Here is a 26068-nt window from a genome sequence, read left to right as displayed (position 1 = left end):
CGGACATGGCAGTGATCAACCGTAGGGCCGCAGTGGCCGTCGCGGCAGCGGGGGCGCTGCTCGCCGGTGCGGCGGCCTGGTTCACCGTCCCGTACGGGACGACGCACGTCCACCCGACGTACGCCGTCACCCTGGAGACGGCCGGGAAGGCTTCGGCCTGGGCGGACGACGTCTTCGTCGCCACCGTGAAGAAGCAGTCCTCGACCGAGCGCACCGAGGACGAGCTGCTCTGGACCACCTTCGACGTCGAGGTCGAGAGCACACTCAAGGGCCAGGTCAGCGGCACCGTCAGGGTCGCGCAGGAGGGCGGGGACGACCCGCTCACCCGGGAGAGGACCGTCGTCGGGGACGCTCCCCCGCTGGAACCCGGCAAGACCTACGTGCTGGCCACCCGGGTGTCCTCCGACGGGTGGCACCTCTCGCCGTCGAACTTCACCCCGGTCGAGATACCGGGGACCGGGGGCAGGGCACAGGCCTCCGCGGCGGCCGGCGACGGCGTCGTCAGCCGCTGGGAGTCCGCCGTCAGGAACCCCGAGGCACAGGAGAACCTCCTGCCCTCGGAGGCCGACGAGGCAGCGGACCCGTCCGCGCTCTACAAGCGGGCCGAGGCCGGCTAGGAGCGGCGACACGCACGAGGCGACGAGGTCCCAGCCCGGGGGCGTGGCCTCGTCACTCGGTGCGTCCGGCCGGTCCACCCGATCGCGCAGCCCGCCGCCGCGCGATCACCGGGTGTACGAGGCCGTTCGCGCAGGCTGCCGGGGGTGCCGCGGTGTCCGGCCGGCCGTGCGCGCGGGGTCCGGGCCGGAGCGGGAAAGGGGAAGCCCCCGCCCGCGGGGTGCGCGGGCGGGGGGCCTCAGATGAGGGAGCCGGTCAGAAGTCGTTGCGGCTGGCCTTCACGACCTTGCACTCCGGCGTCTTGCCGTCCGCGATCTTGTCCGCGTCCACCAGGACACCGGCGTCCTCGTCGGTGTACTTCTGCTTCGGTTCCAGGTTCTCGGCGGTGGACAGGAAGTCGCTGACCTTCTTGCCGTCGACCAGGACCTCACCCTCCAGGAGGTAGGAGTACCGGCGGTCGCCGTTGTTGGTGTAATCGACGTGCAGGGCGAGTTCCTTGAGGTCGAACTCGTCCTTCATGACCTCGCACTTGGCGACGGTGAAGTCCTTCAGGACCGCGTTGTCGCCGGAGCCCTTCGCCTTGCCGTCCTTGTCGATCTCGGCGGAGTCGTAGGACTTGTCCAGCTCCTTCTGGGTCTCCTTGACCGCCTCGTCGACCGCCGCGAACAGCAGCGCGTTCATGACGAAGAACAGCACGACCGCGAGGGCCGAGGTGATCAGGGCCGTGATCGAAGCGCCCTTGCCCTTGCCCGCCTTGCCGGACTTGGCCAGGCCGATGGCGCCGAAGATCACGCCCAGGATCGCCAGCGGCCACACGATCACGTTGACGATCGGTATGAAGCTGAAGACCAGGGCGAGGATGCCCAGGACCAGACCGGCGACAGCGAGGCCGTTGCCCTTGGGCTGAACCGGCTCGGGCGCAGGCGGGGGCGGGGGCGTCTGAAGGTGACTCATGATTCCTGTCTCGTGGTGTAGGTGCTCAGCTGACTCAGACTGAGCGGAGATTGTGTTGGTGCTGCAGCGCGCGGCGCAGTTCCGCCGCGAGCGGGTGGTACGGGCCGTACCTGCGCTCCGTGTCGTACAGAAGGTTCTGGAGCTGCTGATGGGCCGCGGTGTGGTCGCCCGTGGTGAGAAGCAGGTGGGCGATGCGGCGGCGGATGTCGAAGGCCGGGGTGGGGGCCGAGCCCGGCTGGTGCGGGGCGTTCTCGTAGTACGGGAGGATCGCGCGGTACTCCGCGAGCGCCGCAGCCGCCTCGCCCAGCTGCTCCAGGCACAGCGCCGCGTCGTGGCGGTACTGCAGGGCCTGCGGGTCCCCCGGGCCCGCCTCGGCGGCGCGGTCGTCGGCCAGGTGGCGCAGCTCGGGCAGGGCCCGCCGGTACTGGCCGTCGTCCATCAGGGTCGTGGCGTACTGCCGGCGCAGGATCCGTACCACCGTGGAGCGTTCGCCGTGCTCTGCGGCGGCGGCCGGGAGGATCGCGCCCAGCATGTCCACGGCCTGCGTGATCCGCCCCTCCCCCAGCAGGCGCTTCACCTCGTCGACCGCCGAGGCCACATCGGGGCGCTGCGCCGGGACGGCGGCCGGAGGTGTGGTGGTGACCGGCTGCGCGGAGGTCTGCGAGGCGGGTCTGTCCGGCCACGGCGCCAGCGGGCGCAGCAGCGGGCGCGTCGGGTCCATGGGCCCCGGCGGCATGCCGGTGCCCGGGCCCGGCAGGAGCGGGGCCAGCGCCTCGTACACCTCGTGTGCCCCGGACGGGCGGTGCCGCGGGTCCTTCGCCAGCAGCCGCAGCACCAGCGCCTCCAGCGGCTCGGGCACCTCGGGGCGTAGCTGCCGGACCGGCGGCGGCGCCTCGTACAGGTGCCGGTGCAGCACGCCGAGCGCGGTGGAGGCGGCGAACGGCACGTCGCCGCTGAGCAGTTCGTGAAGCAGGACCCCCAGCGCGTAGAGGTCCGTGTACGGTCCCACCGCCCCGCCCATGGCCTGTTCAGGCGCCATGTAGGCGGGGCTGCCGATGGGTGATCCGGTGTGGGTGAGGCGCGTCGTGTCGGTGTCCAGGACGGAGGCGACGCCCAGGTCGAGCACGGTCACCGTGCCGTCCGGCTTCACCATCAGGTTCCGTGGCTTGAGGTCCCGGTGGACGATCGGCACGGCGTGCACGGCCGCCAGCACCGCGCACACCTGCGCGGCCACCGCCACCGCCCAGCGCCACGGGTAGGGCTCGTGCTCGGCCAGGTGGTCGGCCAGGTCGGCACCTTCGACGTACTGCATGACCAGGTAGAGGTCGTCGCCGTCGCTGCCCGCGTCGTGGACCGTGACCAGGCCGGGGTGGGTCACCTGCGCGGTGACCCGGCACTCGCGGACGAACCGGCGGCGCATCTCCTCGACGGCGCTCGCCTCCGCCATGTGGTCCAGGCGCAGCAGCTTCACCGCCACACGGCGGTCGAGCCGCCGGTCGTACGCCGTCCAGACCTGGCCCATGCCGCCCTGGCCGATCAGGGTCGACAGCTCGTAGCGGTCCGCGATGACTCTGCCGTTCACCTCGTGCCGCCCTCGTCCTTGCGCAGCAGGTCGCTGAGTTCGTCCAGCTCGGCTCGGACCTGGTCGATGCGCGGGGCGGGGAACGGTGATGCGGGCGGGGACGCCGGTGGGGGCGTGGGCTGGCGGGCGGCCTGCTGCGGCTGCTGCTGGTACGGGTTGGGCTGCGGGTAGCCGTACCCGCTTTGAGGCCGCGGCTGGTGGTAGGGAGCGGGCGTCGGCACCGCGGACCGGGCGGCGCGCTCGTGGTGCCGGATGTCCGCGTACAGGAAGTACCCCGTGAAGAGCGCCGCGTTCAGCAGCACCCCGCCCGCCCCCAGGCTGGAGCGGAGGGCCTCCGGGTCGGGTCCCGTGAGCAGCAGGAAGCCGAGGGTGGCCGCCACGGACACGCCGAACAGCCACCAGTCGAGCGTCCGCCGGGTCACCACGGCCAGCCGCAGCATGCTCGCGCCGGTCAGGAAACCCAGGCTCAGCAGCGGCAGCACGGCGAACAGCACCCGCACCACGACGATGCGCGCGGGCGTACGCCTCGGCGGCGGAACACCCGGGCCAGGACCTGTACCGGGTCCGGGCCCGGCGCCGGGGCCATAGCCGTACATGCGAACTCTCCCGATGATGTGCTGGTTTCAAGACAGAGCGTATACAGCGATACCGACAACAGCTCCTGAGATATCAACCTGTGATCTCAGGCCCTGTGATCTCAGGCACGCAGCGTCCCGTCGGTGAGCCCGTCGTACATGCCCTGCACCAGCCGCTCACCGAGCCGCCCGGCCTCCCGCAGGGCCTGCTCGAACTCCGCGAGCGCGCGGAAGCGTTCGCCGTACCGCTGCTGTTCGGCCAGCGGCAGTCTGGGCAGCTGGAGGCGGCGCACGTCGAGCCGGGTGGCCGTGGAGGCGTAACTGCTGGCCTGCCGCTGGTTGGCCGTGCCCCGCAGGAAACCGGCGAGGAACCAGGAGTCGAGGGCCGCCGGGTCGGGGCGCAGCAGATGCAGGTTCCGGCCGAGCGCGGCACCCTCGGCGGTCGCGTCGACCACGCGCGCGACCGCCCCGCCGCCGAGGACCGGCACGACGACGTCTCCCGCCCGGACCAGCACATGCTCCTCGGCGGCGCCGTCCGGCAGTCGGCCGCCGGGTGCCTGCCCGGCCAGGACGTCCTGCTCGGTGAGCACCCGCCCCGCGGCATCGCCCGTGTGCGTCGCCGTACCGGCGTGCAGCGTCAGCGCCCCGCCCCGCGCCAGCTCCCCGACCGTCACACCCGGCGGGCGCCCCGCGGGCCCCGCGGGCCCGTCCGGCTCGGCCACCGGCGGCGCCAGTTCTCCCGTCCGCCGAAGCTCCGCCGCCAGCCGGTCGCGGACATCGGCCAGTTCTGCGGCCCCGCCGCCCGCCGCCACCGGCGGCAGATGCCGGGCGGGCGCCAGGTCCACGTCGTCGTCCAGCAGCTCGATGACGGGCACGGCACGGCTGACCCCGGGCCGCGCCGCCACCGTCCCGTCCCGGCCGAACGGCACCCAGGCGTCCAGCACGGCCCCCCGCACCGCCTGCCAGTCCAGCCCGGTGCGCCCGCCCGCGGCGTACCCGGACGTGTCGACGACCAGTAGCGCGGGCGAGGCGGCGGCGGCGCCCGGCGCGGGCTTCCGCAGCACCCACAGGTGCAGCGCCAGGTGGTACGGGGGCGCCGCGCCCGCGGGCAGCGCGACGACCGCGCGCAGCGCTCCCCGCCGCAGCAGGTCGGCCCGGATCCGGCGGCCGGACCGGCGGGACGCGGCGGCAGGCGGCATGAGCAGCACGGCGGTGCCCCCGGGCCGCAGCCGCGCCAGCGCGTGCTGCACCCAGGCCAGCTCCGACTCGGTGCGTGCGGGGAACCCGTACTCCCAGCGCGGGTCGTACGCCAGTTCCTCGTGTCCCCAGTTGCGCTCGTTGAACGGCGGGTGGCACAGCACCGCGTCGGCGGTGAGCCCCGGGTACGCGTCGGCGCGCAGGGAGTCCCCGGCCTGGGCGTGCACCTCGGCGCCGCTGTGCAGGGCGAGCCGCAGGGCGGTGAGGGCGGCCAGGTCCGGGTCGGCCTCCTGGGCGTACAGGACGGCCGCGCCGGGGACGGCCCGCAGCAGGGCGCCGGTTCCTGACGCCGGGTCGAGCACGGTACACGCCCGAGCGGAGGCCCCGTCGGCCCCGGCCGGCACGGCCAGTTCGGCCATCAGCCCGGCGGGCCCGCCCGGGGTGAGCGTGTACTGGCGCGGGTTGGCGTCCAGATGCCGCCCGAGCAGGAACTCGAAGGCCTGCCGGGCACCCCCCGGCTCGGCGGCCAGTGCGGCGGCGGCCCGCAGCAGCGGGAGGGAGGGCGTGAGCGCCTCGGGCGACGGCGCGGTGACGCGGCGGGGCGCGCCGAGCCGGGCGGTGAGCACCTCGTCCAGCGCGCCGGGCAGCTCCTCGGCCAGCAGGGCGTCCGGCCGGGCGGCCAGCTCCGGCCAGCGGGGCGACCGGTCCCGTACGAGGAGCAGCACGCATCCGGCGTGCACGAGCGCGGTCGTGGGGCCCGCGGGGTGCCCCGCGACGTACTGCCAGACGCGCTCCCGCAGGGGCACCTCCGCGAGCTTGCCCTGGGCGCGCAGCCAGCGCTCGACGTCCGCGAGGGCGAAGGAGGGGCTGGTCTCCGTCCCGCCGACCGGCTTGGGGAAGTCGGCATGGCGGCGCCGCCAGTTGCTGACGGCGGCCCGGCCGACCCCGGCGAGCCGCGCGATCCCGGCGGCGGTCACTTCGGCGGCGGCCTCCACCGACGGCTTCTCTGGCACTGGCCCGACTCCCTCCACACGGTTCACATCCAGCGTGTCGTCGATCCTACGGGGACATCCACCGGAAGCGTTTCACAGCGTGAGCGAACCCGAAAGATGTGAACGCGGTTGACTCGGTTCACAGCCTCATGCTCTGATTGACGCATCGTCACCCGGGGCGGCGGCAAGCCCCGACCACCCGTCATCTCTCTGTGTCCGGGAGGGCATTCATGTCCCGTTCCACGCACCAGCAGCACCAGCACGGCGCCCCGTCGGCACGGGTCGCCCGCAACGGCCTGGGGATCGCCGCCCTGGTGCTCGGCATCATCGGCGCCGTCTCCGGCCTCATCCCACTGCTGTTCTGGCTGGCCGGCGTCCTCGGCCTCATCGCCCTGGTCCTGGGCCTGTCCGGGCGGGGCCGCGTCAAGCGCGGGGAGGCGACCAACAAGGGCGCGACCACCGTGGGCGCGGCACTGGGCCTGCTGTCCCTGGTGCTGGCCTGCTGGGGCGCGTACATCACCTTCACGGCGGTGAGCGACGCGGTGGACGAGATCGACAAGGCGCTGAACAGCGCGGCGCCGACGGTCTCGACGGCCCCCGAGGGCAAGGGCGAAGGCACGGACGAGGGCACCCCCTCGGAGCCCGAGAAGGACGCGGGCGCCCTGAAGCCCGGCGCCACCCACGCCTACTCGGACGGCCTGAAGGTCACCGTCTCCGCGCCCACGGCGTACACGCCCGGCGCCGACGCACTCGACCACACCGAGGGAAACAAGGCCTACAAGGTCACGGTCACCGTCGAGAACGGCGGCTCGGCGGAGTTCCTGGCCGACAGCGTGACCCTGGAGGGCCGCGCCGGGGCAAACGGCGTGGAGGCCCCGCAGATCTACGACGAGGGGCTGGACGGGCTGGACGGCACGGTCCTGCCCGGCAAGAAGGCCACTGCGGTGTACGCCTTCGACGCCCCGGCGGACGCGAAGACGCTCACGGTGGAGGTGTCGATGCTGGACTTCGAGCACGGCTCCAAGCAGTGGGAGCTGGACCTCTGACGCGACCGGGGCGACCGGGGCGACCGGCACACGGAACGGGCCTGGGCGGCCTCCCGATCTCGGGAGGCCGCCCAGGCCCGTTCCCACGCCTCACCAGCCGGACGTCAGAGCCTGTGCCGCACCCAGACGTTCGGCTCGACGTACACCGCGTGCCCGCCCGGCACATCGCACCGCACCGGCGCCAGCGCGCCCGGCACCTCCACCGGACCGTCCTCGTCGAACGGCAGCCCCGTCCAGGAGCGCCACTCCTCCAGGGACCCGGCGATCGTCATCGAGACCGGGGCGACCGAGTCGACCACCCCGCCCGCCCGGACGTGCACCCGCAGCCACGGGTCGTGCGGCAGCCCGTCCTCGGGCCGGGTCCGGAAGGCGTACTCCTCCATGGGCGTACGCGGCTCCAGGTGCTTGGCGTTCGGCCGCACCGGCGCCACGACCTCGGCGAAGCCGAGCTTCCCGGCGTTGTCCCGCAGCGCCGCGACCATCCGCCCCGACAGGCCGGCCCCCCGCAGCTCCGGCAGGACGGCGATCTCGACGGCGCTGACCGTGTCCGGCTCCCGCCCGTCCCTCTTGTCCGCGAACGCCCAGAGCATGACCTCGTCCCAGCCCCGCGCGGGCAGCCGGCCCCCGCGCCGCTCCGAGTGCAGCAGGAACGGCACGCTGAAGGCGCGTGCCACGAGCCGCCCGTCGGCGTCGTCGGTGGCGACCAGCACGAACTCGGGCAGTTCACGGGCCATCCACTCGTACGTCACAGCGGAGACCGGGTCCTGAAGCATGAACTGCGGCCAGAGTCCGGCCATCTGCCACATCGCCTCCTCCAGCCCGGGGCGCTCGGCGAGGCTGGTGACGGTCAGGGACAGCTGGGGGCGGGGCGACTCGTCCATGAGCGCAGGCTAACGAGCGTCACTCCGGCCGCCCAACCGGTTTTCCACGGGGCCTATGCTGCCCCGATGGCGGAAACAGGCACCAGAGCGCCGCAGGGCGCCGACACCCCGGACCGCAGGACGTACGCGCTGTACACGCTCGCCGTCGTGGCGGCCGGCTGGATCATCGCCGCGGTCAACACCGGCATCTCCTACCTGGCGTTGGGCCTGGTGGCGATCCCGATCGTCACGGGTCTCATCGGATGCCTGGCCGTCGTGACCCTGCTCCGGCTCCTCCACTGCGCGTGGTGGCTCGCCGTGCTCTCCGCCGCGCCCGCGCTCTTCGTCCTCGTCGGCTCGGTGCAGTACGCCCCCGAGGCCGCACTCGACAGCCGGGGCGTTCGGGAGACCGTCCGGATCACGGCCGACAGTGCCGAGGACCACGGCGGCGGGAACCACCGCTTCACCCTCGTCGGGGAGGCGGGCGAACTCGACGAGACCCTGGACTGGAACGGGTCATTCCCCGACTGGCGGGTCGGGGACCGGATCGAGATCGTCCGCGACCCGGAGGGCGTCGTCCCTCTGGAGGCGGCCACCGACGTCGACCCGGGCGGCCGGCTCACCGGCCTCCTCCTGGGCGGCACCGGCTGGACCGCCCTCACCCTGCTGGCCGGCCTGCGCGGCTTCACACGCCGCCGCGCGGGCCGGCGCCCCGTGTTCGACGACTGAGCCACGGGCCCGGCCGCCGCCCCCGTACCGGTCGGCTCCCGCGACCGGCTCCTACGACCCCAGGATCGTCGTCAGGAACTCCCCAGTCCACGCCAGCAGTTCCCGCCCGACCAGCGGCTTGCCGCCGATCCTGCCGGTCTTGGGGCGCGGCACGAGCACCTGGTGGACGGCGGGCTTCAGGACCGTCCCCGGGTACAGCCGCTTCAGCCGCAGCTCCTGGGACTCGCGCAACTCCACCGGAGCGAAGCGGATGTTGTTGCCCTGCAGGACGATCTCGCCCACCCCGCAGGCCCGCGCCAGCATCCGCAGTCCCGCGACGAGGAGGAGGTTCTCGACCGGCTCCGGCAGCTTGCCGTAGCGGTCGGTCAGCTCCTCGCGTACGGCCCTGATGTCCTCCTCCGTGTTCGCGGAGGCGATCGCGCGGTACGCCTGGAGGCGCAGCCGCTCGCCGGGTGCGTAGTCGTGCGGGACGTGCGCGTCGACCGGCAGCTCGATCTTGACCTCCAGCGGCGGCTCCTCCTCCGCGCCGCCCTCCAGCGAGGCCCGGTAGTCCGCGACGGCCTCGCCCACCATCCGCACGTACAGGTCGAAGCCGACCCCCGCGATGTGTCCGGACTGCTCACCGCCCAGCAGGTTGCCCGCGCCGCGGATCTCCAGGTCCTTCATGGCGACGTACATCCCGGCGCCCATCTCGGTGTGCTGGGCGATGGTCGCGAGCCGTTCGTGAGCCGTCTCCGTCAGCGGCTTCTCCGGCGGGTAGAGGAAGTACGCGTATCCGCGCTCGCGGCCCCGGCCGACCCGGCCTCGCAGCTGGTGGAGCTGCGACAGGCCGAAGTTGTCGCCGCGCTCGACGATGAGCGTGTTGGCGTTGGAGATGTCGATGCCGGACTCGACGATCGTCGTCGACACCAGCACGTCGAACTTCTTCTCCCAGAAGTCGACCACGACCTGCTCCAGAGCCTGCTCCGACATCTGGCCGTGGGCGGTGGCGATCCGCGCCTCGGGCACGGTCTCGCGCAGGCGCGCCGCCGCCCGGTCGATGGACTCGACACGGTTGTGGATGTAGAAGACCTGGCCCTCGCGCAGCAGTTCACGACGGACGGCGGCGCCGATCTGCTTCTCCTCGTACGGGCCGACGAAGGTGAGGACCGGGTGACGCTCCTCCGGCGGGGTGGTGATCGTCGACATCTCGCGGATGCCGGTGACGGCCATTTCGAGCGTACGGGGGATGGGCGTGGCCGACATGGTCAGCACGTCCACGTTCGCCCGCAGCTTCTTCAGCTGCTCCTTGTGCTCGACGCCGAAGCGCTGCTCCTCGTCGACGATGACCAGTCCGAGGTCCTTGAACTTCGTCTCGGACGAGAACAGCCGGTGCGTACCGATGACGACGTCGACGGACCCCTCCCGCAGCCCCTCCAGCGTGGCCTTCGCCTCCGCGTCGGACTGGAACCGGGAGAGCGCCTTCACCACGACCGGGAACTGCGCGTACCGCTCGCTGAACGTGCCGAAGTGCTGCTGCACGAGCAGGGTCGTCGGGACGAGGACGGCGACCTGCTTCCCGTCCTGGACGGCCTTGAACGCGGCGCGCACCGCGATCTCGGTCTTGCCGTAGCCGACGTCGCCGCAGATCAGCCGGTCCATGGGAACCGACTTCTCCATGTCCTCCTTGACCTCCGCGATCGTGGAGAGCTGGTCGGGCGTCTCCGCGTACGGAAAGGCGTCCTCCAGCTCCCGCTGCCAGGGCGTGTCGGGGCCGAAGGTGTGGCCGGGCGCCGCCATGCGGGCGGAGTACAGCCTGATCAGGTCGGCGGCGATCTCCTTGACGGCCTTCTTGGCGCGCTGCTTGGTCTTGGTCCAGTCGGCGCCGCCGAGCCGGTGCAGGGTGGGCGCCTCACCGCCCACGTACTTGGTGACCTGTTCGAGCTGGTCGGTGGGGATGTAGAGGCGGTCACCGGGCTGGCCGCGCTTGGCGGGGGCGTACTCGACGAGCAGGTACTCACGGGTGGCGCCCTGGACGGTGCGCTGCACCATCTCGATGTAGCGGCCGACGCCGTGCTGCTCGTGGACGATGTGGTCGCCCGGCTCCAGGGTGAGCGGGTCGATGGTCTTGCGGCGCCGGGTGGGCATGCGGCGGCCGTCCTTGCCTGCGGCCTTCTGCCCGGACAGGTCGGTCTCCGTCAGGACCGCCAGCTTCAGCGCCGGGTCGACGAACCCGTACTCGATGGACCCGCAGGCCACGTGGACGACGGACGGGGCGACAGCGCCGAGGTCCGCCTCCAGGCGGGCGGGCACGCCCTCACCGCCGAGCACCTCGACCGTACGGGTCGCGGGGCCGTAGGCCTCGGTGACGAAGACGGTGCGCCAGCCGTCCGCGAGCCAGCCCTTGGTGTCGGCCAGCGCGCGGGCGGTGTCGCCGCGGTACGCCTCCGGGGCGTGCATGCCCAGCTGCAGGGTGTCCTCGCCCAGTGAGCCCGCCGGCTCGCCGGCTGATGAAGACGCGGCGGCGAAGGGCGACACCGACCACCAGAGCATCCCCAGCTCCCGCGCCCGGTCCCGTACGTCCGCGATCCTCCACAGGGAGGCCGCGCCCACGTCGATGGGGGCCTCGCCGCCCCCGGCGGTGGCCGCCCAGCTCGCCTGGAGGAACTCCTGGCTGGTGGCGACCAGGTCGGCGGCCCGGGTCCGTACCCGCTCGGGGTCGCAGACGACGGCCATGGCGCCCTCGGGGAGCACGTCCAGCAGCAGCTCCATGTCGTCGACGAGAACGGGCGCGAGCGACTCCATCCCCTCGACGGCGATCCCCTCCGCGATCTTGCCCAGCAGCTCGCCCAGCTCGGGGTGCGCCTCCGCGAGGCCGGCGGCCCGGCGCCGTACCTCGTCGGTCAGCAGCAGCTCCCGGCAGGGGGCCGCCCACAGTCCGTGCTCGGCTACCTCCAGGGACCGCTGGTCCGCGACCTTGAAGTACCGGATCTCCTCGACGTCGTCCCCCCAGAACTCGACCCGGAGAGGGTGCTCCTCGGTGGGCGGGAACACATCGAGAATCCCGCCGCGCACGGCGAACTCGCCCCGCTTCTCGACCAGCTCGACCCGCTGGTACGCGGCGGCCGCCAGCCCGGCGACGACCTCGTCGAGATCAGCGCTCTGCCCGGTCCGCAGACTGACCGGCTCAAGATCCCCCAGCCCCTTGACCTGCGGCTGGAGTACGGAGCGGATGGGCGCGACGACCACCTTGACGGGCCCGGCGGCGGGGTCGTCCGCCGACGGGTGGGCCAGCCGCCGCAGCACCGCGAGCCGCCGCCCGACGGTGTCACTGCGCGGCGACAGCCGCTCGTGCGGCAGCGTCTCCCACGCGGGGTACTCCGCCACGGTGTCCGGGTCCAGCAGCGACCGCAGCGCGGCAGCCAGGTCCTCCGCCTCCCGCCCGGTCGCCGTCACGGCCAGTACCGGCCGCCCGGCGTCCCGCGCCAGGGCGGCCACCGCGAGGGGGCGGGCGGCGGGCGGCCCGACCAGGTCGACCTGCGCCCGGCGGCCGTCGGCCGCCGCCTTGACGGCCTCAGCGAGGGCGTGATCCTTGACGACGGCGTCGAGCAGACCGTGCAGGCTCATGGGGGGTGTCCATCCCGGGTGTCGGCAACGCAAACGACCCGACACGTCTCACGGGCCGGGGGCTCCCAGCGTACGACGCCCGGGCCCGTCCCACCCGGCGGAGTGAACGTGATGGGCCGGGAGGGCGATCGGGCGCTAGGCTGGATCGAGGCTAGCCCTGGCATTAGTCCACCTGGTCCGTTCCTTCCATCAGCCCGGGAGGGCCTCATGAGCACGACTCACCCCCAGCGGCAGTACAACGTCCACGACGCCAAGACCAATTTCTCCCGGATACTGCAGCTCGTGGAGACCGGGGAAGAGGTGATCATCAGCCGGGCGGGCGAACCGGTGGCGAAGGTGGTGCCGCTGCGGGCACAGCGGACGGCGCGGGGTTCTCTGCAGGAGCCGGTGGTCTTCCACGCCGACTTCGACGACCTGTCCGACGACGAAGGCTTCTCTGAAGCATTCGGGCTGCGGCACGAGGAGCCCGCGTGAAGCTCCTGGCCGACACCCACATCGTCGTCTGGTGGCTGCTCGACTCTCCGGAACTCTCCGACGAGGTCAAGGGGCTGCTCGACACGGAACAGCACGCCTACGTCAGTGCCGTCACCCCGTGGGAGCTCTGCGTCAAGCAGGCGCTCGGCAAGCTGGACGCCCCCGCCGACCTGCCCGAGCGCACGGCGGACTGCCAGTTGAAGCTTCTGCCGATCACAGCTGAGCACGCCATGCGGGCGGGGCGGCTGCCCCCGCATCACCGCGACCCCTTCGACCGCATGCTCGTCGCCCAGGCCCAGCTCGAAGGGCTGACGCTCATCACCCGCGACAGCTGGATCCCGAAGTACGACGTCCAGGTCCTGCGAGCCTGACCGGGCCGGGCCGGGCCGAACGAGCGGGGCCCGGAAGGCACATGCCAACTGCGTCGGCACATGCGCACTCCGGGCCCCGCGACGATCCCGCCCCGCCGGGCTACTCCGCCGCGATCGCGTTCAGCACGTTCATCCGCCCCGCGCGGAACGCCGGGACCAGCGCCGCGAAGAGACCCACGAAGGCCGAGCCGACGAACACCGTGAGGATCGTGGGCCACGGGATGTCCAGCACCCCGAGCCCCTCGAGGGCCAGCAGCTTCTGGGCCGCCGCACCCCAGCCCATGCCGAGGCCGAGCCCCAGCAGGGCGCCGAACAGGGCGATCACCACCGACTCCAGGCGGATCATGCGACGCAGCTGGCGGCGGGACAGCCCGACCGCCCGCAGCAGCCCGATCTCCCGGGTCCGCTCGACCACGGACAGCGCCAGAGTGTTCACCACCCCCAGGACGGCCACGATGATCGCCAGGGCGAGCAGCCCGTACACGATGTTGAGCAGCTGCCCGACCTGGCTCTGGATCTGCTCCTTGTAGTCGGTCTGGTCCCGGACCGCGTACTGCGGGTACTCCGCCAGCGCCTCCTTCAGCGCCGCGTACGCCGCCGTCTCCCGGCCCTCCTCGGCCTGGGCGAGCAGCAGCCAGGGCTGCGGCAGCCGGTCGGCGGGGACGTACCGCTCCAGCGTGGCGAGGGACGTGTACATCATGCCCTTGTCGATGCCGGTGTCGTCCGAGGTCACGGCCCGGACGGTGAGCGTCGCCTCGCTGCCGCCGGCGAAGGCGACGACGACCCGGTCACCGACCTCGACACCGTGCTTCTCGGCGTACTCGCTGCCGACCGACACCGCGTCCTTCCCGTACGCGGCCGACAGCTCGCCCGCGAGGGTCTCGCGCCGGATGTCGTCCACGTACGTGGGGTCGGTCACCGCGAACCGGGCGTCCTCCTCCGCCCCGCCCGGCGCCTTCACCGTGCCCTCCGTCAGACGGTACCGGGTGACGTGGGTCAGGCCCGGCGCCTTCTCCACGGCGGCGCGCGCCTGCGGCACGATCGGCGTGGGCTGACCCGGGTTCGCGGCCTGGACCAGGAAGTCCGCGCCGACCGACCGGTCCAGCTCGTCGGTGGCCGAGGCCACCATCGACGAGCCCACCACCGACATGCCCGCCACCAGCGCAAGCCCGATCATCAGCGCGGCGCCGGTCGCCCCCGTACGGCGCGGATTGCGCAGCGCATTGCGCTCGGCCATCCGCCCGACCGGGCCGAACACCCGCAGGACGACCGCGCCCAGGGCCCGCACGACCCCGCCGACCAGCAGCGGCCCGGTCACGACGAACCCGACGAGGGTCAGGACCACGCCCAGCCCGAGGTACACCGACCCCTCGGCCGCCTCGCCGGCCCGCGTGGCCAGCAGCAGGGCACCCGCGCCGACCGCCGTCAGCAGCACCCCGGCGACCGCACGCACCCGCCCGGCCGCCTTGCCGTCGGCGGGCGTGCCCGCGTCACGCAGCGCCGCCATGGGCGACACCTTCCCCGCGCGGCGCGCCGGGACGTACGCGGCGACAAGGGTGACGAGGACCCCGAGCGCGACACCGACCACCGGCGTCGTCCACCTCACGGTCAGGTCGCCGGTGGACAGCTCCATGCCCATGGCGCCCATCAGCTCCATGAGCCCGACGGCCAGCCCGACCCCGGCGCCCACCCCCAGCACCGAGCCGACCAGCCCGAGCAGCAGCGCCTCGACGAGAACGGACCGGTTGACCTGCCCGCGGCTCGACCCGATGGCCCGCATCAGCCCGATCTCGCGGGTGCGCTGCGCGACGAGCATGGAGAAGGTGTTGACGATCAGGAACACCCCCACCAGCAGGGCGATCCCGGCGAACCCGAGCATGGCGTACTTCATGACGTCGAGGAAGCCGCCGACGTCCTCGCTCATGGAGTCCGCCGCCTCCTCCTGCGTCTGGAGCCGGTACGCCCCGGAGTCTCCGCCCAGCTCGGCGGCGACGTTCCGCTTCAGCCGCTCATCGCTGACCCCGTCTCCGGCAGCCACGTTGATGTTCGTGAACAGCCCTTCACCGCCGAGGAGTTCACGCTGCACGGTGGCGGTGTCGTAATAGAAGACGGCGGCACCCGGGTTGGTGATCCTGAAGGTGGCGATCCCGGACACGGTGCCGGTGAAGTCACCGTTGACGGAGATCGTCCGGACCCGGTCACCGAGCTCGATCCCGTGCTTGCCGGCGGTACCGGAGTCCACCATGACCTCGGTGGGCCCGCGCGGCTCGTGACCGGAGCTGATCTCCATGGAACGGAGGTCGTTCCGGGTCCAGTTGGCGGCGATGGTGGGAGCACCGCTGGTGGGACCGAGGTTCTTGTTCTCGCCGTCGACGACGGTCACGGCGGTGGAGACGACGGCGCCTTCGGCGTCCGCGGCCCCGTCCGCCGCCGCGACCCGCTCCACGAGGGAGGCGGGCAGCGTCTCGGGCCGCCCGGTCGCCGGCATCGCGTCGTCGGTCTCCGAGTCCGCCGGACTGACGGTGACATCGGCCGCGGCGACGGAGAACAGCTTGTCGAACGTGGTGTTCATGGTGTCGGTGAACACCAGCGTGCCGCTGACGAACGCGACGGACAGAAGGACGGCGACGGCCGAGAGCGCCATCCGCCCCTTGTGCGCGAGGAAGTTCCGCAGGGAGGTCTTCAGCACCGTCACGACGTCCGCCCCCGCCCGTCGAAGGCCTTCATACGGTCGAGGACGGCGTCGGCGGTCGGGTCGGCCATCTCGTCGACGATCCGCCCGTCCGCCAGGTACAGGACCCGGTCGGCGTAGGAGGCGGCGACGGGGTCGTGGGTGACCATGACGATGGTCTGCCCCAGCTCGTCGACGGACGTCCGCAGGAAACCGAGCACCTCGGCCCCGGCCCGCGAGTCGAGGTTGCCGGTCGGCTCGTCCCCGAAGATGATCTCCGGCTGGGCGGCGAGGGCCCGGGCGACGGCGACCCGCTGCTGCTGCCCACCGGACAACTGGGCGGGCCGGTGATGCAGCCGCTCGCCCAGCCCCACGGTCTCCACGACCCGTTCCAGCCACTCCTGGTCGGGCTTCCGCCCCGCGATGTCCATCGGCAGGGTGATGTTCTCGACCGCGGTGAGGGTGGGGAGCAGATTGAACGCCTGGAAGACGAAACCGATGCGGTCCCGCCGCAGTCGGGTCAGCTTCCTGTCGTTGAGCCGGGTGATGTCGACGTCACCGAGCCGGATCTCCCCACCGGTGACGGTGTCGAGCCCGGCGAGGCAGTGCATGAGCGTGGACTTGCCGGAACCGGACGGCCCCATGATCGCCGTGAACCGCCCGCGGGCTATGTCCACGTCGACGTGGTCGAGGGCGACGACCCGGGTCTCTCCCGCCCCGTACGCCTTGACGACCTGTCGTGCCCGCGCGGCGACGGCCGTACGCCCTCCGGTACCCCCGTGCTGGGGAGTGGTGACAGCCGTGGTCACGGTGCGCCTCCTGGTGGCGAGAAAGGGAAGGGGAACGTGCGTCGGACGTGAGCCCTCGGGGCCGTGGACCGCTGCGAGCGGCCCGGCTCCGTATGGACAAGATAAGGACCGGCCATTCCCGGCCTCGTCCTCCGGGGGAACGACCTCGCCCGGGTTCGGCCCGGGGCACAGCCCCTAGGGGTGGGGCGGGTGGCAGCCCCTGAGGGGCGACGCGGGTGGTGGTTCCCGGAGTGCGCCGGGAGACGGGTGCTTCAGCCCGTCCGGCGTTCAGGGCCGGGCGCCGGTCAGGCGCGATCACGGGGTCCGGGGCCGTGCACGGGTCTCGGGAAGGGACGGGCGGAGGACCCGCCGGCACGGCCCACAGCCACGACACGCCGGGTGAGAGGCTGTGCGAGGCGACACGGGCACGGACGAGCAGGCCACGGCACGGGAGGGGCGAGCCGCGTGACGGCAGGGGAAGGCATACAGGGCGGGGCCGACGAGGACGGTTCCCGACCGGCGGGAACAGGCCAGTCCCCGCCGGACGAGGCGGTCCACCCGACGCCCCCGGGCACCGGCTCCCGCCGGGGCCCCGTCGTCGCGGCGCTCATGCTGGCGATGGCCCTGGCCGCACTGGACGGCACGGTGATCGCGACCGCCGTGCCCCAGATCGTGGGCGACCTGGGCGGCTTCTCGGTCTTCTCATGGCTGTTCGCCGGCTATCTCCTCGCCGTCACGGTCACGATCCCGGTCTACGGCCGCCTGTCCGACACCTACGGCCGGAAACCGGTCCTCCTGACCGGCATCGCCCTCTTCGTCCTCGGCTCCCTGCTCTGCGGCGCGGCCTGGAGCATGGCCTCTCTGATCGCGTTCCGGGTGCTGCAGGGCCTGGGCGGCGGCGCCCTCCAGGGCACGGTGCAGACGATCGCGGCCGACCTGTATCCGCTGGAGGAGCGCCCGAGGATCCAGGCACGGCTGTCGACGGTGTGGGCGGTGGCGGCGGTGACCGGCCCGGCGGTGGGCGGGCTGATCACGGCGTACGCGGACTGGCGCCTGATCTTCCTGGTGAACCTGCCGCTCGGTGGTCTGGCACTGTGGCTGACCGCCAGGTACCTGCGGGAACCGCAGGCGAGGGGCGGCGACCGCCCGCCGGTGGACTGGCGGGGCGCGCTGCTGGTCTTCGCGTCGGGGGCGCTGCTGCTGACCGTGCTGGTGCAGGGCGGGGTGGCGTGGCCGTGGCTGTCGGCCCCGTCGCTGGCCCTGCTGGCGGGCGGTCTCGCGCTGGTGGGGCTGACCGTCGTGGTGGAGCGCCGCGCGCCGGCCCCGATCGTGCCGGGCTGGGTGTGGCGCCGCCGCACCATCGCGGCGGTGAACCTGGCGCTGGGGGCGCTGGGCCTGCTGATGGTGGCACCGGTGGTGTTCCTGCCCACGTACGCGCAGGCGGTACTGGGCCTGGGGCCCGTGGCGGCGGGCTTCGTCCTGTCGGTCATGACCCTGAGCTGGCCGATCAGCGCGTCGCTGTCGCACCACGTGTACCGGAAAGTGGGCTTCCGCCAGTCGGCGCTGCTGGGCATGGGCGGGGCGCTGCTTGTGCTGCTGGCGTTCCCCCTGCTCCCGTACCCGGGCTCGGCGTGGCACCCGGCGCTGCTGATGCTGGCGCTGGGCGCGGCGCTGGGCCTGTTCCAACTGCCCCTGATCGTGGGCGTGCAGTCGACGGTCGGCTGGCCCGAACGTGGCACGACGACCGCCTCGGTCCTCTTCTGCCGCCAGATCGGGCAGTCCGTGGGTGCGGCGCTGTTCGGCGCGGTCGCCAACACGACGCTCACCTCCCGCCTCGGCCCGTCGGGCGGCGACCTGGACACGGTGGCGCGGGCCCTGGACGACCCCGCCGCACTCCCGGCGGCCGAGGCCGACCACCTCCGACGGGCGGTGGACGCGGCGGTGGACCACGTGTACCTGGGCGCGGCGGGGGCGGCGGCGCTGGCGCTGGTGGCGCTGCTGGTGGTGGCGCCGAGAAGGTTCCCGGTCCGGACGGCCACCGACTCGGCCTGAGCAACCTGAATCCCAGGACGAGCCGCCCCGGGCGCCTGAGCCCGGGGCGGTACCCGCGCAGGCGGGGGTGTTCCCCACTTCGCGCTGAATGCCCCTCAGGCCAGCGCTTCCATGCCGGTGTGGCCCATGACGACGATGGAGCTGAGCTCGCCGTCTTGTGTACGGCCGAGCCAGGCCACGGACAGTCCTTCGGTGGCGGGGAAACTGATGAGGTCTGCGCCCTGGGCCTCATCACGGACTACCTCGAACTCGCCGCCTCCCACGCTCTCGGTGTCACGGGACACAAGCGTGCCCGGCAGCGTCCTGCGCTGCTCCCAGAACCTGCGGAACGGCGCTGTGAGCGCGGGCCAGGCTGTCGCGTCGCCGAAGCTGCCCGTTGAGGTGTCCGTGTTGAAGCCGAGCTCGTCGCCCTGACGAAGCCGATCGGGATCATCGCCGCGGGCCAGGCCCATCTCCCAGACGGCCACCGCGCCCTCCCGCACGCAAAGGCGCGTCGCGGCCACCTCGCGCCCGGAGAACTGCTCGCCCCTGAACTCGTACGGGGCCTCGGTCCACGCTGCGTCCACCCCGTACGAACCAGCAGGTATCCGAACCATCAGCTCGCGCGGCTCCGCGCCTTCGTCCCCCGGCCATGGGGTGTCCACCACGAGTCGGCCGCTGGGCACACGGACCGACGCCACCCGGGCCGCCTCGACCACCTCGACGAACGTCAGCGGATCATCAGACCGCACCCCCAGCCGACTGCCCGGCGTGAACACCGCGTCGAGATAGGCGCGCACCTCCGGCGCCGCCACCAGCCGACCGTCCCCCGCATACGCCACCCCGTGTCCTCACCACGAACCAACCAGAACTCACGACCATAGCCCCGCGCTCAGACATACGGCAGCGGACAGAGCGCCAGCACTGTCGACGCCGCTCAGCGGCTCCTGTCCGCCCATCAGATCACGCAGGGACTCCGTTCCTGGCCCACCACGACATGGCCACCGTCCCGGCCGGCACCGCAGCAGGTCTGTGAACCGACACAGCATGCGACACCGTTCAGGCCATTCGCGCCTTCCAGGTGCTCTGCCGGTTTCGGTGAGAGTCATGAGAAACAGAGCTTGGCGTGGGTGGAGTCGCAGGTCAGGAAGTGTGCTCCCCGCACACACGCGGGGGCTCGTCAGCAACTCATGGGTGGAGTGACCCGGTTCCCGGGCCGGTCCGACGCACATGCGTCGGACCGGCCCGGGCCGCGTCCTACAGCAGGCCGTCCCACATCTGTTCCAGCAGCACCGACCACCAGCTCTCCGGGGAGGACAGCGCCGCCGGGTCCAGCATCGCGAGCTGGGCCTGGAAGTCGACGGTCCAGCGGCCGGCCTGTTCGGGAGTCAGGCCGTAGCGGAAGTGCCACATGCGGCCCAGGAGGGCCAGGCAGCGGGTGAACTCCGGGAGGCCGGTGTTCACGAACTGCGGGGCCACCGGCTGGCCGCCCGGGCCCGCCTCCACCGGGACCGCCACGATGTGCGCCGTCCCGTACTGCACGCAGATCGCGCGGCCGAAGTCCGAGCCGACCACCAGGTACGACCCCGCGTCCGAGGCGGGCTGCACCTGGCGCTGGGCCGCCAGTTCGGCCAGCGTCGGCACGACCGGCTGTGCGGGCTGCGCCCAGAAGAAGGGGCCGAAGTCCGCGGGCAGGCCCGACCACACCAGCGTGCGCGCCACCAGGTCCGGCACGCCCTGGCGCGACACCGCCCGCTGGTCGAACCGGCAGATCGCGTGCGGTCCGAACGCGACGGCCAGCTCCTGCGCCACGCCCTCGGGGGGCAGCGGAGGCGCGGGCTGCACCGGGGGCAGCGGAGCGCGTACCGGCGCCGGGCGCGCGGGACCGTCCGCCACCTGGTGCAGCTCACCCTGGTGCGCGATCAGTTGCTGCATGCCCTGCTGGCGGCTCGCGTGGTCCCTGCCGTACGGGGCGATCGACGTGATCCGGGCCTGCGGCCACGTCTCGCGGATCATGCGCGCGCAGTAACCGCCCGGCAGCTCGCAGGACGCCAGCTCCGTGTGCAGCTCCAGCACCTGCTGCGGCGGCACGTTCATCGCCCGCAGCTCATGCAGGATCTGCCACTCCGGGTGCGGCACACCCGGCGCCGACCTGCGGATGATCTGTGCCTCCGAACCGTCGGGGGCCCGGTAGCGGACCACCACCTGATAGCCCGGACCGACCGTCGGCAGCCCGCCGGGCTGCTGCGGATAGCCGTACGCGGGTGCCCCCGGCGGCGGTACGGCTCCGGGGGCGGCCGGCGCGGGGCCGGGAGGCGCGGGCGGGCCACCGGCCGGAGGCTGTGCCAGCATCGTCGCCGCCTGGTGCACGCCCGCACCCGGCGGGGGCGTCGACCCGGGCGGGGGTGTCGGCCCCGGCGGCGGAGGCGGGCCAGGAGGCCCAGGGGGCGCGGGAGTTCCAGGCACGGGAGTTCCCGGCGCGCGGCTACCAGCGGCGGGAGTCCCAGGCGCGGGCGTACCCGGCGGCTTCGGTCCGTCCGGGCCCAGCGCCGCCACCAACTGCGTGGGCACGTATCCCCCGGCCGGGGCACCGGGAGCGCCCGGGCCCGACGCGGGCGGGGGCGTGGCCCCCGGCGGCGGCGTCGCGTTCGCGGTCCGTACCGCCTCCTCCACGTCCATTGCCGGGGTCACCGCTGTGGGCGGCAGCTGGCTGCCGCCCTTCATCAGCGCCGTCGGCGCGTCCGCCGGTACCGAGGGCGGCGGGGTGTCGTCCTCGTCCGAACCCGCCAGAGCGGGCGCGAACACCGTCGCGGGGAGGGGGACCGAGCCGTCGTCCTCGACGTCGGCGGGGGCCTGCGCGTTCGCGTCACTCCACGGCGACACCGCACCCGAGTCCGCGCCCGGGCCCGCGGTGTCCGCGACGGCGACGGCGGGTGCCGCCGGGGGTTCCTCGCGTACGGCTCCGTCCTCGTCGTCCGGCGCGGGCGCGGGGACCGGCACGTCGGCAGCCGACTCCACCTGCCCCGGCGCCGGCGTGAACTCCGGCCGCGGCTCCGGCGCGAGCTCCTGCTCCGGCCCCGGCGACGCCCCGGCACCCGCGGCATCGGAAGCCATGGGCTCCGCGGCCGCCCCGCCGGAGGCCGTCGGCCGCGCGGGCTCCGGCTCCCCGCTCCGCCGGTCCGGGATGCCCATCTGGTCCGCCGCGTCCTGCAACCACTCCGGCGGGGTCAGCAGGAACGACGTCTGGTTCAGGTCGATCCGCTCCGGCGGCCGTGCCGCCCCCGCGTCCGCCGGGTCCTCGGTCACGGCGGAGCCGTACTCCTCCTCGTACCGGCGGATCACCTCGCCCACCGGCAGCCCCGGCCACAGCGTCACCTCGCCGCTGTCCCGGGCGATGACCAGCCGCTGACGGCCGCCGTCCGACACCGGGCCCTCCGGGCGGTCCTCCGCCCACACCACGAAGCCCAGGCCGAACTCCCGCACCCGCACCTCGCGGTGCTGGTACGCCGGCACATCGCCGTTGATCCACTCCTCGGCGCGCTCCTGCGCCTGCGCGAACGTCACCATCAGCCCGTCACCCCTCGCCCGCAGAACCCGCGGAGCCCGCTGCGGCTGACGCGATCGGCACCATCCGCGCGAAACCGCCGTCCACCATCAGGTTCGCCACCGTCTCCAGCTCCGGCGGGCTTCCCGCCAAGCGCTCCAGGAACGCGTCGAAGTCCGCACCGCACGGAAGCAGCAGCCGCTCCATCCGCTCCTGCACCGCCGAACCGTCGCCGTCCCGGGCGTCGTCGAACGGACAGAACCACACCGACCCCGCCCCCTCGCCCCGGACCTTCACGGCCAGCAGGCCTCCCTGCACGAACGCCACCCCCAGGTAGTCCTTCGTCAGATGGTCGCGCAGGCACTTGTTCGCGTACAGCAGGTCGTTGACCGCCGCCTCGTCCCGGACCGTGAAGAACGGCTGGTCCACCAGCAGCCCCAGCTCCGCGTCCAGCGCCACACCCGCCGGGGCGCAGCCGCCGCCCGCCTTCAGGAACGAGCGGTAGGCGCCCGGCAGCCGGTAGCCCAGGTCCTCCTCGACTCCCTGCAGCTGCGCCTCCGACACCGCGAGTCCGCTCTTCGGCAGCGCGATGTGCGCGGGCCGGGTCTCCTCGAGCGGGCGCGTGCCCCGCTTGGCGTGGTCCACCCGGGCCGTCGCCAGCCCGCCGTGGTGCCGCAGCAGAGCCTTCACCTCGACCGGGACCAGCTCCATCCGCCGCGTGCCCGCGACGTGATGCCACGTCCAGCCGTGCGGCGTCGCCACCGCCGGGACGGTGTCCCACAGCTCGTGGCCCGAGGCGTGCAGCGCCGCGTTCGCGGACACGTAGTCCGTCAGCCGCAGCTCGTCCACGCCGAAGCCCTCCGGCGGCTCCGCGATCTCCGCCGCCGCGCGCGCGTACGAGGAGAAGTCCGGGTAGCCGTTCGCGTCCACCCGTACCCCTCTCGGGTGGCGAGCGGCCCGCACCGGATCCGGGAAGTGCACGACCTGCCCGGCATAGGCCGCGTTCGGCGGCGCGGCCTGATTCCCGAGCCGACCTGTCGTCATGGCGGTAGCCCCCTGCTGCTCTGGCTGGTTCCGCACAGCCTATGCGGTGCGCCGTGACAGCCAACCCCGCCTCCGGGACCGTGACCAACCGTCACCCTCGGGTGACCCACAGACGATCCTCCGACACACCCCTGCCACGAATTCGTCACCACGTTTCCCAACTCCACATGGCATTTGGCAGGCTGTTCACGCAACTCGGGGGATTGCACAGAGGGGAAACACCACGCACCATGCACACCGCGCACCCAGGCACCGCGCACCCTGCCTCCGGCACACCGCCCGTACCCGCGCCGTCGGGCGCCGCCGCGGCATCCGCCGTACCCGCACCGGCTCCCGCCCGGCAGGTCACCACGACGAACGACCCCCGGCTGACCTGGAGCGCCACGGCCCCCGACCAGGCGCCCGCCCTCAGCCACCGCCGCGACGGCATACTCCCCACCGTCGGCGCCGCCCTCTCCGTCCGCGGCGAGACCCTGACCTGCACCGCCGCCCGCGGCAACCACCCGCCCGCGCTGCACCCGCTCGTCCAGGACTTCCTGGACACGCTCACCACCAACCAGCGAGAACGCTTCACCGGGCGCTGCCCCGAGGCCATCCTGCTCTCCCGGCACCTCACCACCGCCGAGGACAACCGCTCCAAGCGCGCCCGCCGCAAGCCCCTCACCCCCGGCGAGGCCCGCCGCTCCCTCAAGCACGCCAAGATCACCGCTCGCCGCATCCGTGAGGACGGCGACCCCCTCCACGGCAGCTACGCCCCGCCCTGCCGCACGTGCACCGCGCTCCTCGCCCACTTCGGTGTACGCCCCGTCGACCTCGCACACCCGAACGGCTGAACCACCCCACCATGCCCGACCTGAACACCACCCGCTTCCCCGTCTCCGTCGACGCCGCCCTCAGGGAAGCCGGCTGGCAGCCCGGCCGCTGGGACATCAAGCAGGCCGAGCACTGGGCCGACGCCCTCCGCGCCCACACCTCCCCCACCGGCCACCGGCACAGCGTCTTCCCCGCGGCCGTCGAGGCCTGGGCCGAGTTCGGCGGCCTGCACATCACCACCCCCGGGCCCGGCCGCCACATCGCCCCCACCCCGCTGGCCATCGACCCGCTCTCCGGACTCCACCTCACCCGGAGCCTGGGCGACCTCGGCCGTGCCCTGGAGACCCGGCTGGCCCCGCTCGGCACCGAGGCCGACCAGCAGGCCCTCCTCGCCATCGACGCCGAAGGCCGTGTCTACAGCCTCGACCACACCGGCGACTGGTACCTCGGGCCCGACATCGACCACGCCCTCACCGCACTCATCACCGGCACCCACCCCGTCCGCCTCACCAACCCGTAGGCGGCGCTACTCCGCCGGCAGCACCGCCGACACCCGGAACCCGCCCGCGTCCGTCGGTCCCGCCACGAACACACCCCCCAGCCCGGCCACCCGCTCCCGCATCCCGACGAGGCCGTTCCCCCCGCTCGGCAGCCCCGCGTCCGCGGCGCCCGCGTCCGACGGCCCGTTCTCCACCTGCATCGCCACCTCGTCCTCCCGATGCGCCAGCCGTACGACGACCTCCGCACCCGGCGCGTGCTTGTGGACGTTCGTCAGCGCCTCCTGCACCACCCGGTACGCCGTCTGCTCCACGTCCGGCGCGTACGACCGCGTCTCCCCCATCACCGCCAGCTCGACCGCGGTCCCCGCGGCCCGCGACTGCTCCACCAGATCCGCCACACCGTCCAGTCCGGGCCCCTCGTCCACAGGAGCCGCAGCGGGCGCGGCGGGGGCCGCGGCGACGGCTCTCGGCGCGGACGCGGGCGTCTCCGACCGCAGCACCCCCAGCATCTCCCGCAGCTCCGTCAGCGCCTGGCGCCCCATCTCCCCCACCAGCGCCGCGTTCTTCACCGCCTTGTCCGGTTCCTTCACGACGACCGCCTGCAACGCAGCCGCGTGCACCACCATCAAGCTCACCCGGTGCGCCACCACGTCGTGCATCTCCCGAGCGATCCGGGTCCGCTCCTCCGTACGCGCCAGCTGCGCCCGCTGCTCCGCCTGGTCCGCGAGCAGCGACAGCTCCTGCTCCAGGCTGTCCGCCCGCTCCCGCAGGCTCTCCATCAGCCGCCGCCGCGCCCCTATGTACAGTCCCAGCAGCACCGGCGGAGCCGTCAGGCCCAGCGCCACGAACGACACCAGCGCCACCACGAACCACGAGTTCGGCCCCAGCTCCGCCGCCTCCGCCTCCTGGCGTACCTGCACCAGCGTCACGAGCGCCGCCGCCACCGCCGACATCCCCGCCAGCACGACGGTGATCCGCCGCGGCACGTCCGAGGCGGCCAGCGTGTACAGCCCCACCACGCCGAGCAGGAAGCCCATCTCCGCCGGCGACACCGCGATCGACACCAGCACCACGACCACCGGCCACCGCCGCCGCAGCACCAGCACGCCCCCCACCAGGGCGCCGAACAGCACCCCCAGCGGCACCGGCACCGAAGCCTGGTCCGCGAACCCGACGCCCTCCGCCGCGCACTCCAGCAGCGAGAGGAAGCCGAGCGAGATGTCCAGCACGGCGCTCCGCCGCCGCTCCCACCACCACGGCCCCCGCCGCGCGCCCGGCGCGCCGCGGGCGCCCGTGGCGTCCTGATCTGCCCCCGTTGCGGTCATGCCTCCCAGCCTACGGGCGAGCGGCGAGGGGGCCTGTGGGAGGTGACCTCGCCGGTGCGGTCCCGGCGGATCGGGCGAGACGACGCTCACGAAGCACGACCCGGGAACGGTCCGCGAGAACGTCGGCGGGACACACCGAGGTTGTCCTGTGAGCAAAGTCCGCCAGGGCGCCTGGCCGTACCGTCGCACCGAGGGCTGATGGTGCGGCATAGTAGGGGCTGCACCCGCTGCCGATCACAGAAATCGGACATAAGCGGCTATCCCGGGTCGTCTAAGGGCAAGACGTCAGATTTTGGTTCTGATCATGGGGGTTCGAGTCCTCCCCCGGGAGCACCTCCTCAGGTCCGGGTC

20 protein-coding genes and 1 tRNA gene are annotated in these 26068 nt (G+C 73.2%); 9 read left to right on the top strand and 12 right to left on the bottom strand.

Annotation, left to right across the window (positions count from 1 at the left end):
* Positions 1-5: 5 nt before the first annotated feature.
* Positions 6-617, top strand: coding sequence for a hypothetical protein (locus I3F58_RS01905; protein ID WP_240106372.1), 612 nt, complete (start codon positions 6-8; stop codon positions 615-617).
* Between the two features lie 253 nt (positions 618-870).
* Here the strand turns inward: I3F58_RS01905 and I3F58_RS01900 are convergent, their stop codons facing one another.
* From I3F58_RS01900 to I3F58_RS01885, 4 genes are all read right to left on the bottom strand, one after another.
* Positions 871-1569: a DUF4190 domain-containing protein gene (locus I3F58_RS01900; RefSeq protein WP_240106371.1), complete on the bottom strand. Its 699-nt coding sequence runs from the start codon at positions 1567-1569 to the stop codon at positions 871-873.
* A gap of 34 nt (positions 1570-1603) precedes the next feature.
* Positions 1604-3151 carry a serine/threonine-protein kinase gene (locus I3F58_RS01895; protein WP_308354939.1) on the bottom strand — a complete coding sequence of 516 codons (1548 nt, stop codon included), beginning with the start codon at positions 3149-3151 and terminating at the stop codon, positions 1604-1606.
* On the bottom strand, positions 3148-3747 hold the full coding sequence (locus tag I3F58_RS01890; RefSeq protein ID WP_240106370.1) for a hypothetical protein: 600 nt from the start codon (positions 3745-3747) through the stop codon (positions 3148-3150). Before I3F58_RS01890 ends, I3F58_RS01895 begins: the two co-directional genes overlap by 4 nt.
* 101 nt (positions 3748-3848) lie before the next feature.
* On the bottom strand, positions 3849-5900 hold the full coding sequence (locus I3F58_RS01885) for an N-6 DNA methylase (RefSeq protein WP_240106512.1): 2052 nt from the start codon (positions 5898-5900) through the stop codon (positions 3849-3851).
* A 245-nt stretch (positions 5901-6145) separates the two neighbouring features.
* Between I3F58_RS01885 and I3F58_RS01880 the strand changes: the two genes are divergently transcribed.
* Entirely contained in the window at positions 6146-6961 is an 816-nt protein-coding gene (locus I3F58_RS01880) for a DUF4190 domain-containing protein (protein WP_240106369.1), read from the top strand.
* Between the two features lie 104 nt (positions 6962-7065).
* On the opposite strand, the gene I3F58_RS01875 is transcribed toward I3F58_RS01880, so the two are convergent.
* Positions 7066-7818, bottom strand: a complete 753-nt coding sequence (locus I3F58_RS01875; RefSeq protein ID WP_275678021.1) for an N-acetyltransferase — start codon at positions 7816-7818, stop codon at positions 7066-7068.
* A gap of 90 nt (positions 7819-7908) precedes the next feature.
* Here I3F58_RS01875 and I3F58_RS01870 point away from each other — a divergent pair, with 90 nt between their 5' ends.
* The gene (locus I3F58_RS01870) at positions 7909-8550 is read left to right on the top strand and encodes a hypothetical protein (RefSeq protein WP_240106367.1); all 642 of its coding nucleotides are present in this window, start codon (positions 7909-7911) and stop codon (positions 8548-8550) included.
* A gap of 51 nt (positions 8551-8601) precedes the next feature.
* Here the strand turns inward: I3F58_RS01870 and mfd are convergent, their stop codons facing one another.
* Entirely contained in the window at positions 8602-12156 is a 3555-nt protein-coding gene (mfd, locus tag I3F58_RS01865) for a transcription-repair coupling factor (RefSeq protein ID WP_240106366.1), read from the bottom strand.
* A 207-nt stretch (positions 12157-12363) separates the two neighbouring features.
* Here mfd and I3F58_RS01860 point away from each other — a divergent pair, with 207 nt between their 5' ends.
* Together I3F58_RS01860 and I3F58_RS01855 are read left to right on the top strand one after the other, a co-directional pair.
* Positions 12364-12630 (top strand): type II toxin-antitoxin system prevent-host-death family antitoxin, encoded by a 267-nt coding sequence (locus tag I3F58_RS01860; protein ID WP_240106365.1) that lies wholly within the window; start codon positions 12364-12366, stop codon positions 12628-12630.
* Positions 12627-13001, top strand: coding sequence for a type II toxin-antitoxin system VapC family toxin (locus I3F58_RS01855; protein ID WP_240106364.1), 375 nt, complete (start codon positions 12627-12629; stop codon positions 12999-13001). The genes I3F58_RS01860 and I3F58_RS01855 overlap by 4 nt, the downstream gene beginning before the upstream one ends.
* 100 nt (positions 13002-13101) lie before the next feature.
* Here the strand turns inward: I3F58_RS01855 and I3F58_RS01850 are convergent, their stop codons facing one another.
* Together I3F58_RS01850 and I3F58_RS01845 are read right to left on the bottom strand one after the other, a co-directional pair.
* Positions 13102-15696, bottom strand: a complete 2595-nt coding sequence (locus I3F58_RS01850; protein ID WP_240106363.1) for an ABC transporter permease — start codon at positions 15694-15696, stop codon at positions 13102-13104.
* Positions 15693-16481 carry an ABC transporter ATP-binding protein gene (locus I3F58_RS01845; protein ID WP_240106362.1) on the bottom strand — a complete coding sequence of 263 codons (789 nt, stop codon included), beginning with the start codon at positions 16479-16481 and terminating at the stop codon, positions 15693-15695. The genes I3F58_RS01850 and I3F58_RS01845 overlap by 4 nt, the downstream gene beginning before the upstream one ends.
* 444 nt (positions 16482-16925) lie before the next feature.
* On the opposite strand from I3F58_RS01845, the gene I3F58_RS01840 reads away from it, so the two are divergent.
* Entirely contained in the window at positions 16926-18512 is a 1587-nt protein-coding gene (locus tag I3F58_RS01840; RefSeq protein ID WP_240106361.1) for an MFS transporter, read from the top strand.
* 95 nt (positions 18513-18607) lie between these two features.
* Here the strand turns inward: I3F58_RS01840 and I3F58_RS01835 are convergent, their stop codons facing one another.
* The 3 genes from I3F58_RS01835 to I3F58_RS01825 form a co-directional block, all read right to left on the bottom strand.
* Positions 18608-19333, bottom strand: coding sequence for a DUF4241 domain-containing protein (locus I3F58_RS01835; protein WP_240106360.1), 726 nt, complete (start codon positions 19331-19333; stop codon positions 18608-18610).
* Between the two features lie 415 nt (positions 19334-19748).
* Positions 19749-22058: an SUKH-4 family immunity protein gene (locus I3F58_RS01830; RefSeq protein WP_240106359.1), complete on the bottom strand. Its 2310-nt coding sequence runs from the start codon at positions 22056-22058 to the stop codon at positions 19749-19751.
* A 7-nt stretch (positions 22059-22065) separates the two neighbouring features.
* Complete coding sequence (locus I3F58_RS01825) at positions 22066-23079, bottom strand: SMI1/KNR4 family protein (RefSeq protein WP_240106358.1); 1014 nt, start codon at positions 23077-23079, stop codon at positions 22066-22068.
* A 230-nt stretch (positions 23080-23309) separates the two neighbouring features.
* On the opposite strand from I3F58_RS01825, the gene I3F58_RS01820 reads away from it, so the two are divergent.
* Both I3F58_RS01820 and I3F58_RS01815 read left to right on the top strand, forming a co-directional pair.
* Positions 23310-23912 carry a YwqJ-related putative deaminase gene (locus I3F58_RS01820; protein WP_240106357.1) on the top strand — a complete coding sequence of 201 codons (603 nt, stop codon included), beginning with the start codon at positions 23310-23312 and terminating at the stop codon, positions 23910-23912.
* An 11-nt stretch (positions 23913-23923) separates the two neighbouring features.
* Positions 23924-24412 carry an SUKH-3 domain-containing protein gene (locus I3F58_RS01815; RefSeq protein WP_240106356.1) on the top strand — a complete coding sequence of 163 codons (489 nt, stop codon included), beginning with the start codon at positions 23924-23926 and terminating at the stop codon, positions 24410-24412.
* A 6-nt stretch (positions 24413-24418) separates the two neighbouring features.
* On the opposite strand, the gene I3F58_RS01810 is transcribed toward I3F58_RS01815, so the two are convergent.
* Complete coding sequence (locus I3F58_RS01810) at positions 24419-25717, bottom strand: sensor histidine kinase (RefSeq protein WP_240106355.1); 1299 nt, start codon at positions 25715-25717, stop codon at positions 24419-24421.
* A 260-nt stretch (positions 25718-25977) separates the two neighbouring features.
* On the opposite strand from I3F58_RS01810, the gene I3F58_RS01805 reads away from it, so the two are divergent.
* Positions 25978-26048, top strand: a tRNA-Gln gene (locus I3F58_RS01805).
* The last annotated feature ends 20 nt before the right edge of the window (positions 26049-26068 follow it).

It is taken from the genome of Streptomyces sp. MUM 203J, assembly GCF_022414595.1.
Lineage (GTDB): Bacteria > Actinomycetota > Actinomycetes > Streptomycetales > Streptomycetaceae > Streptomyces.
This window is presented reverse-complemented; position numbering and strand designations above follow the sequence as displayed.

What these genes read in the sequence shown, in the direction of transcription:
- I3F58_RS01905 (WP_240106372.1), top strand. Translation starts at nt 6, where the DNA reads ATGGCAGTGATCAACCGTAGGGCCGCAGTGGCCGTCGCGGCAGCGGGG.
- I3F58_RS01900 (WP_240106371.1), bottom strand. Translation starts at nt 1,569, where the DNA reads ATGAGTCACCTTCAGACGCCCCCGCCCCCGCCTGCGCCCGAGCCGGTT.
- I3F58_RS01890 (WP_240106370.1), bottom strand. Translation starts at nt 3,747, where the DNA reads ATGTACGGCTATGGCCCCGGCGCCGGGCCCGGACCCGGTACAGGTCCT.
- I3F58_RS01880 (WP_240106369.1), top strand. Translation starts at nt 6,146, where the DNA reads ATGTCCCGTTCCACGCACCAGCAGCACCAGCACGGCGCCCCGTCGGCA.
- I3F58_RS01870 (WP_240106367.1), top strand. Translation starts at nt 7,909, where the DNA reads ATGGCGGAAACAGGCACCAGAGCGCCGCAGGGCGCCGACACCCCGGAC.
- mfd (WP_240106366.1), bottom strand. Translation starts at nt 12,156, where the DNA reads ATGAGCCTGCACGGTCTGCTCGACGCCGTCGTCAAGGATCACGCCCTC.
- I3F58_RS01860 (WP_240106365.1), top strand. Translation starts at nt 12,364, where the DNA reads ATGAGCACGACTCACCCCCAGCGGCAGTACAACGTCCACGACGCCAAG.
- I3F58_RS01830 (WP_240106359.1), bottom strand. Translation starts at nt 22,058, where the DNA reads ATGGTGACGTTCGCGCAGGCGCAGGAGCGCGCCGAGGAGTGGATCAAC.
- I3F58_RS01825 (WP_240106358.1), bottom strand. Translation starts at nt 23,079, where the DNA reads ATGACGACAGGTCGGCTCGGGAATCAGGCCGCGCCGCCGAACGCGGCC.
- I3F58_RS01820 (WP_240106357.1), top strand. Translation starts at nt 23,310, where the DNA reads ATGCACACCGCGCACCCAGGCACCGCGCACCCTGCCTCCGGCACACCG.
- I3F58_RS01815 (WP_240106356.1), top strand. Translation starts at nt 23,924, where the DNA reads ATGCCCGACCTGAACACCACCCGCTTCCCCGTCTCCGTCGACGCCGCC.
- I3F58_RS01810 (WP_240106355.1), bottom strand. Translation starts at nt 25,717, where the DNA reads ATGACCGCAACGGGGGCAGATCAGGACGCCACGGGCGCCCGCGGCGCG.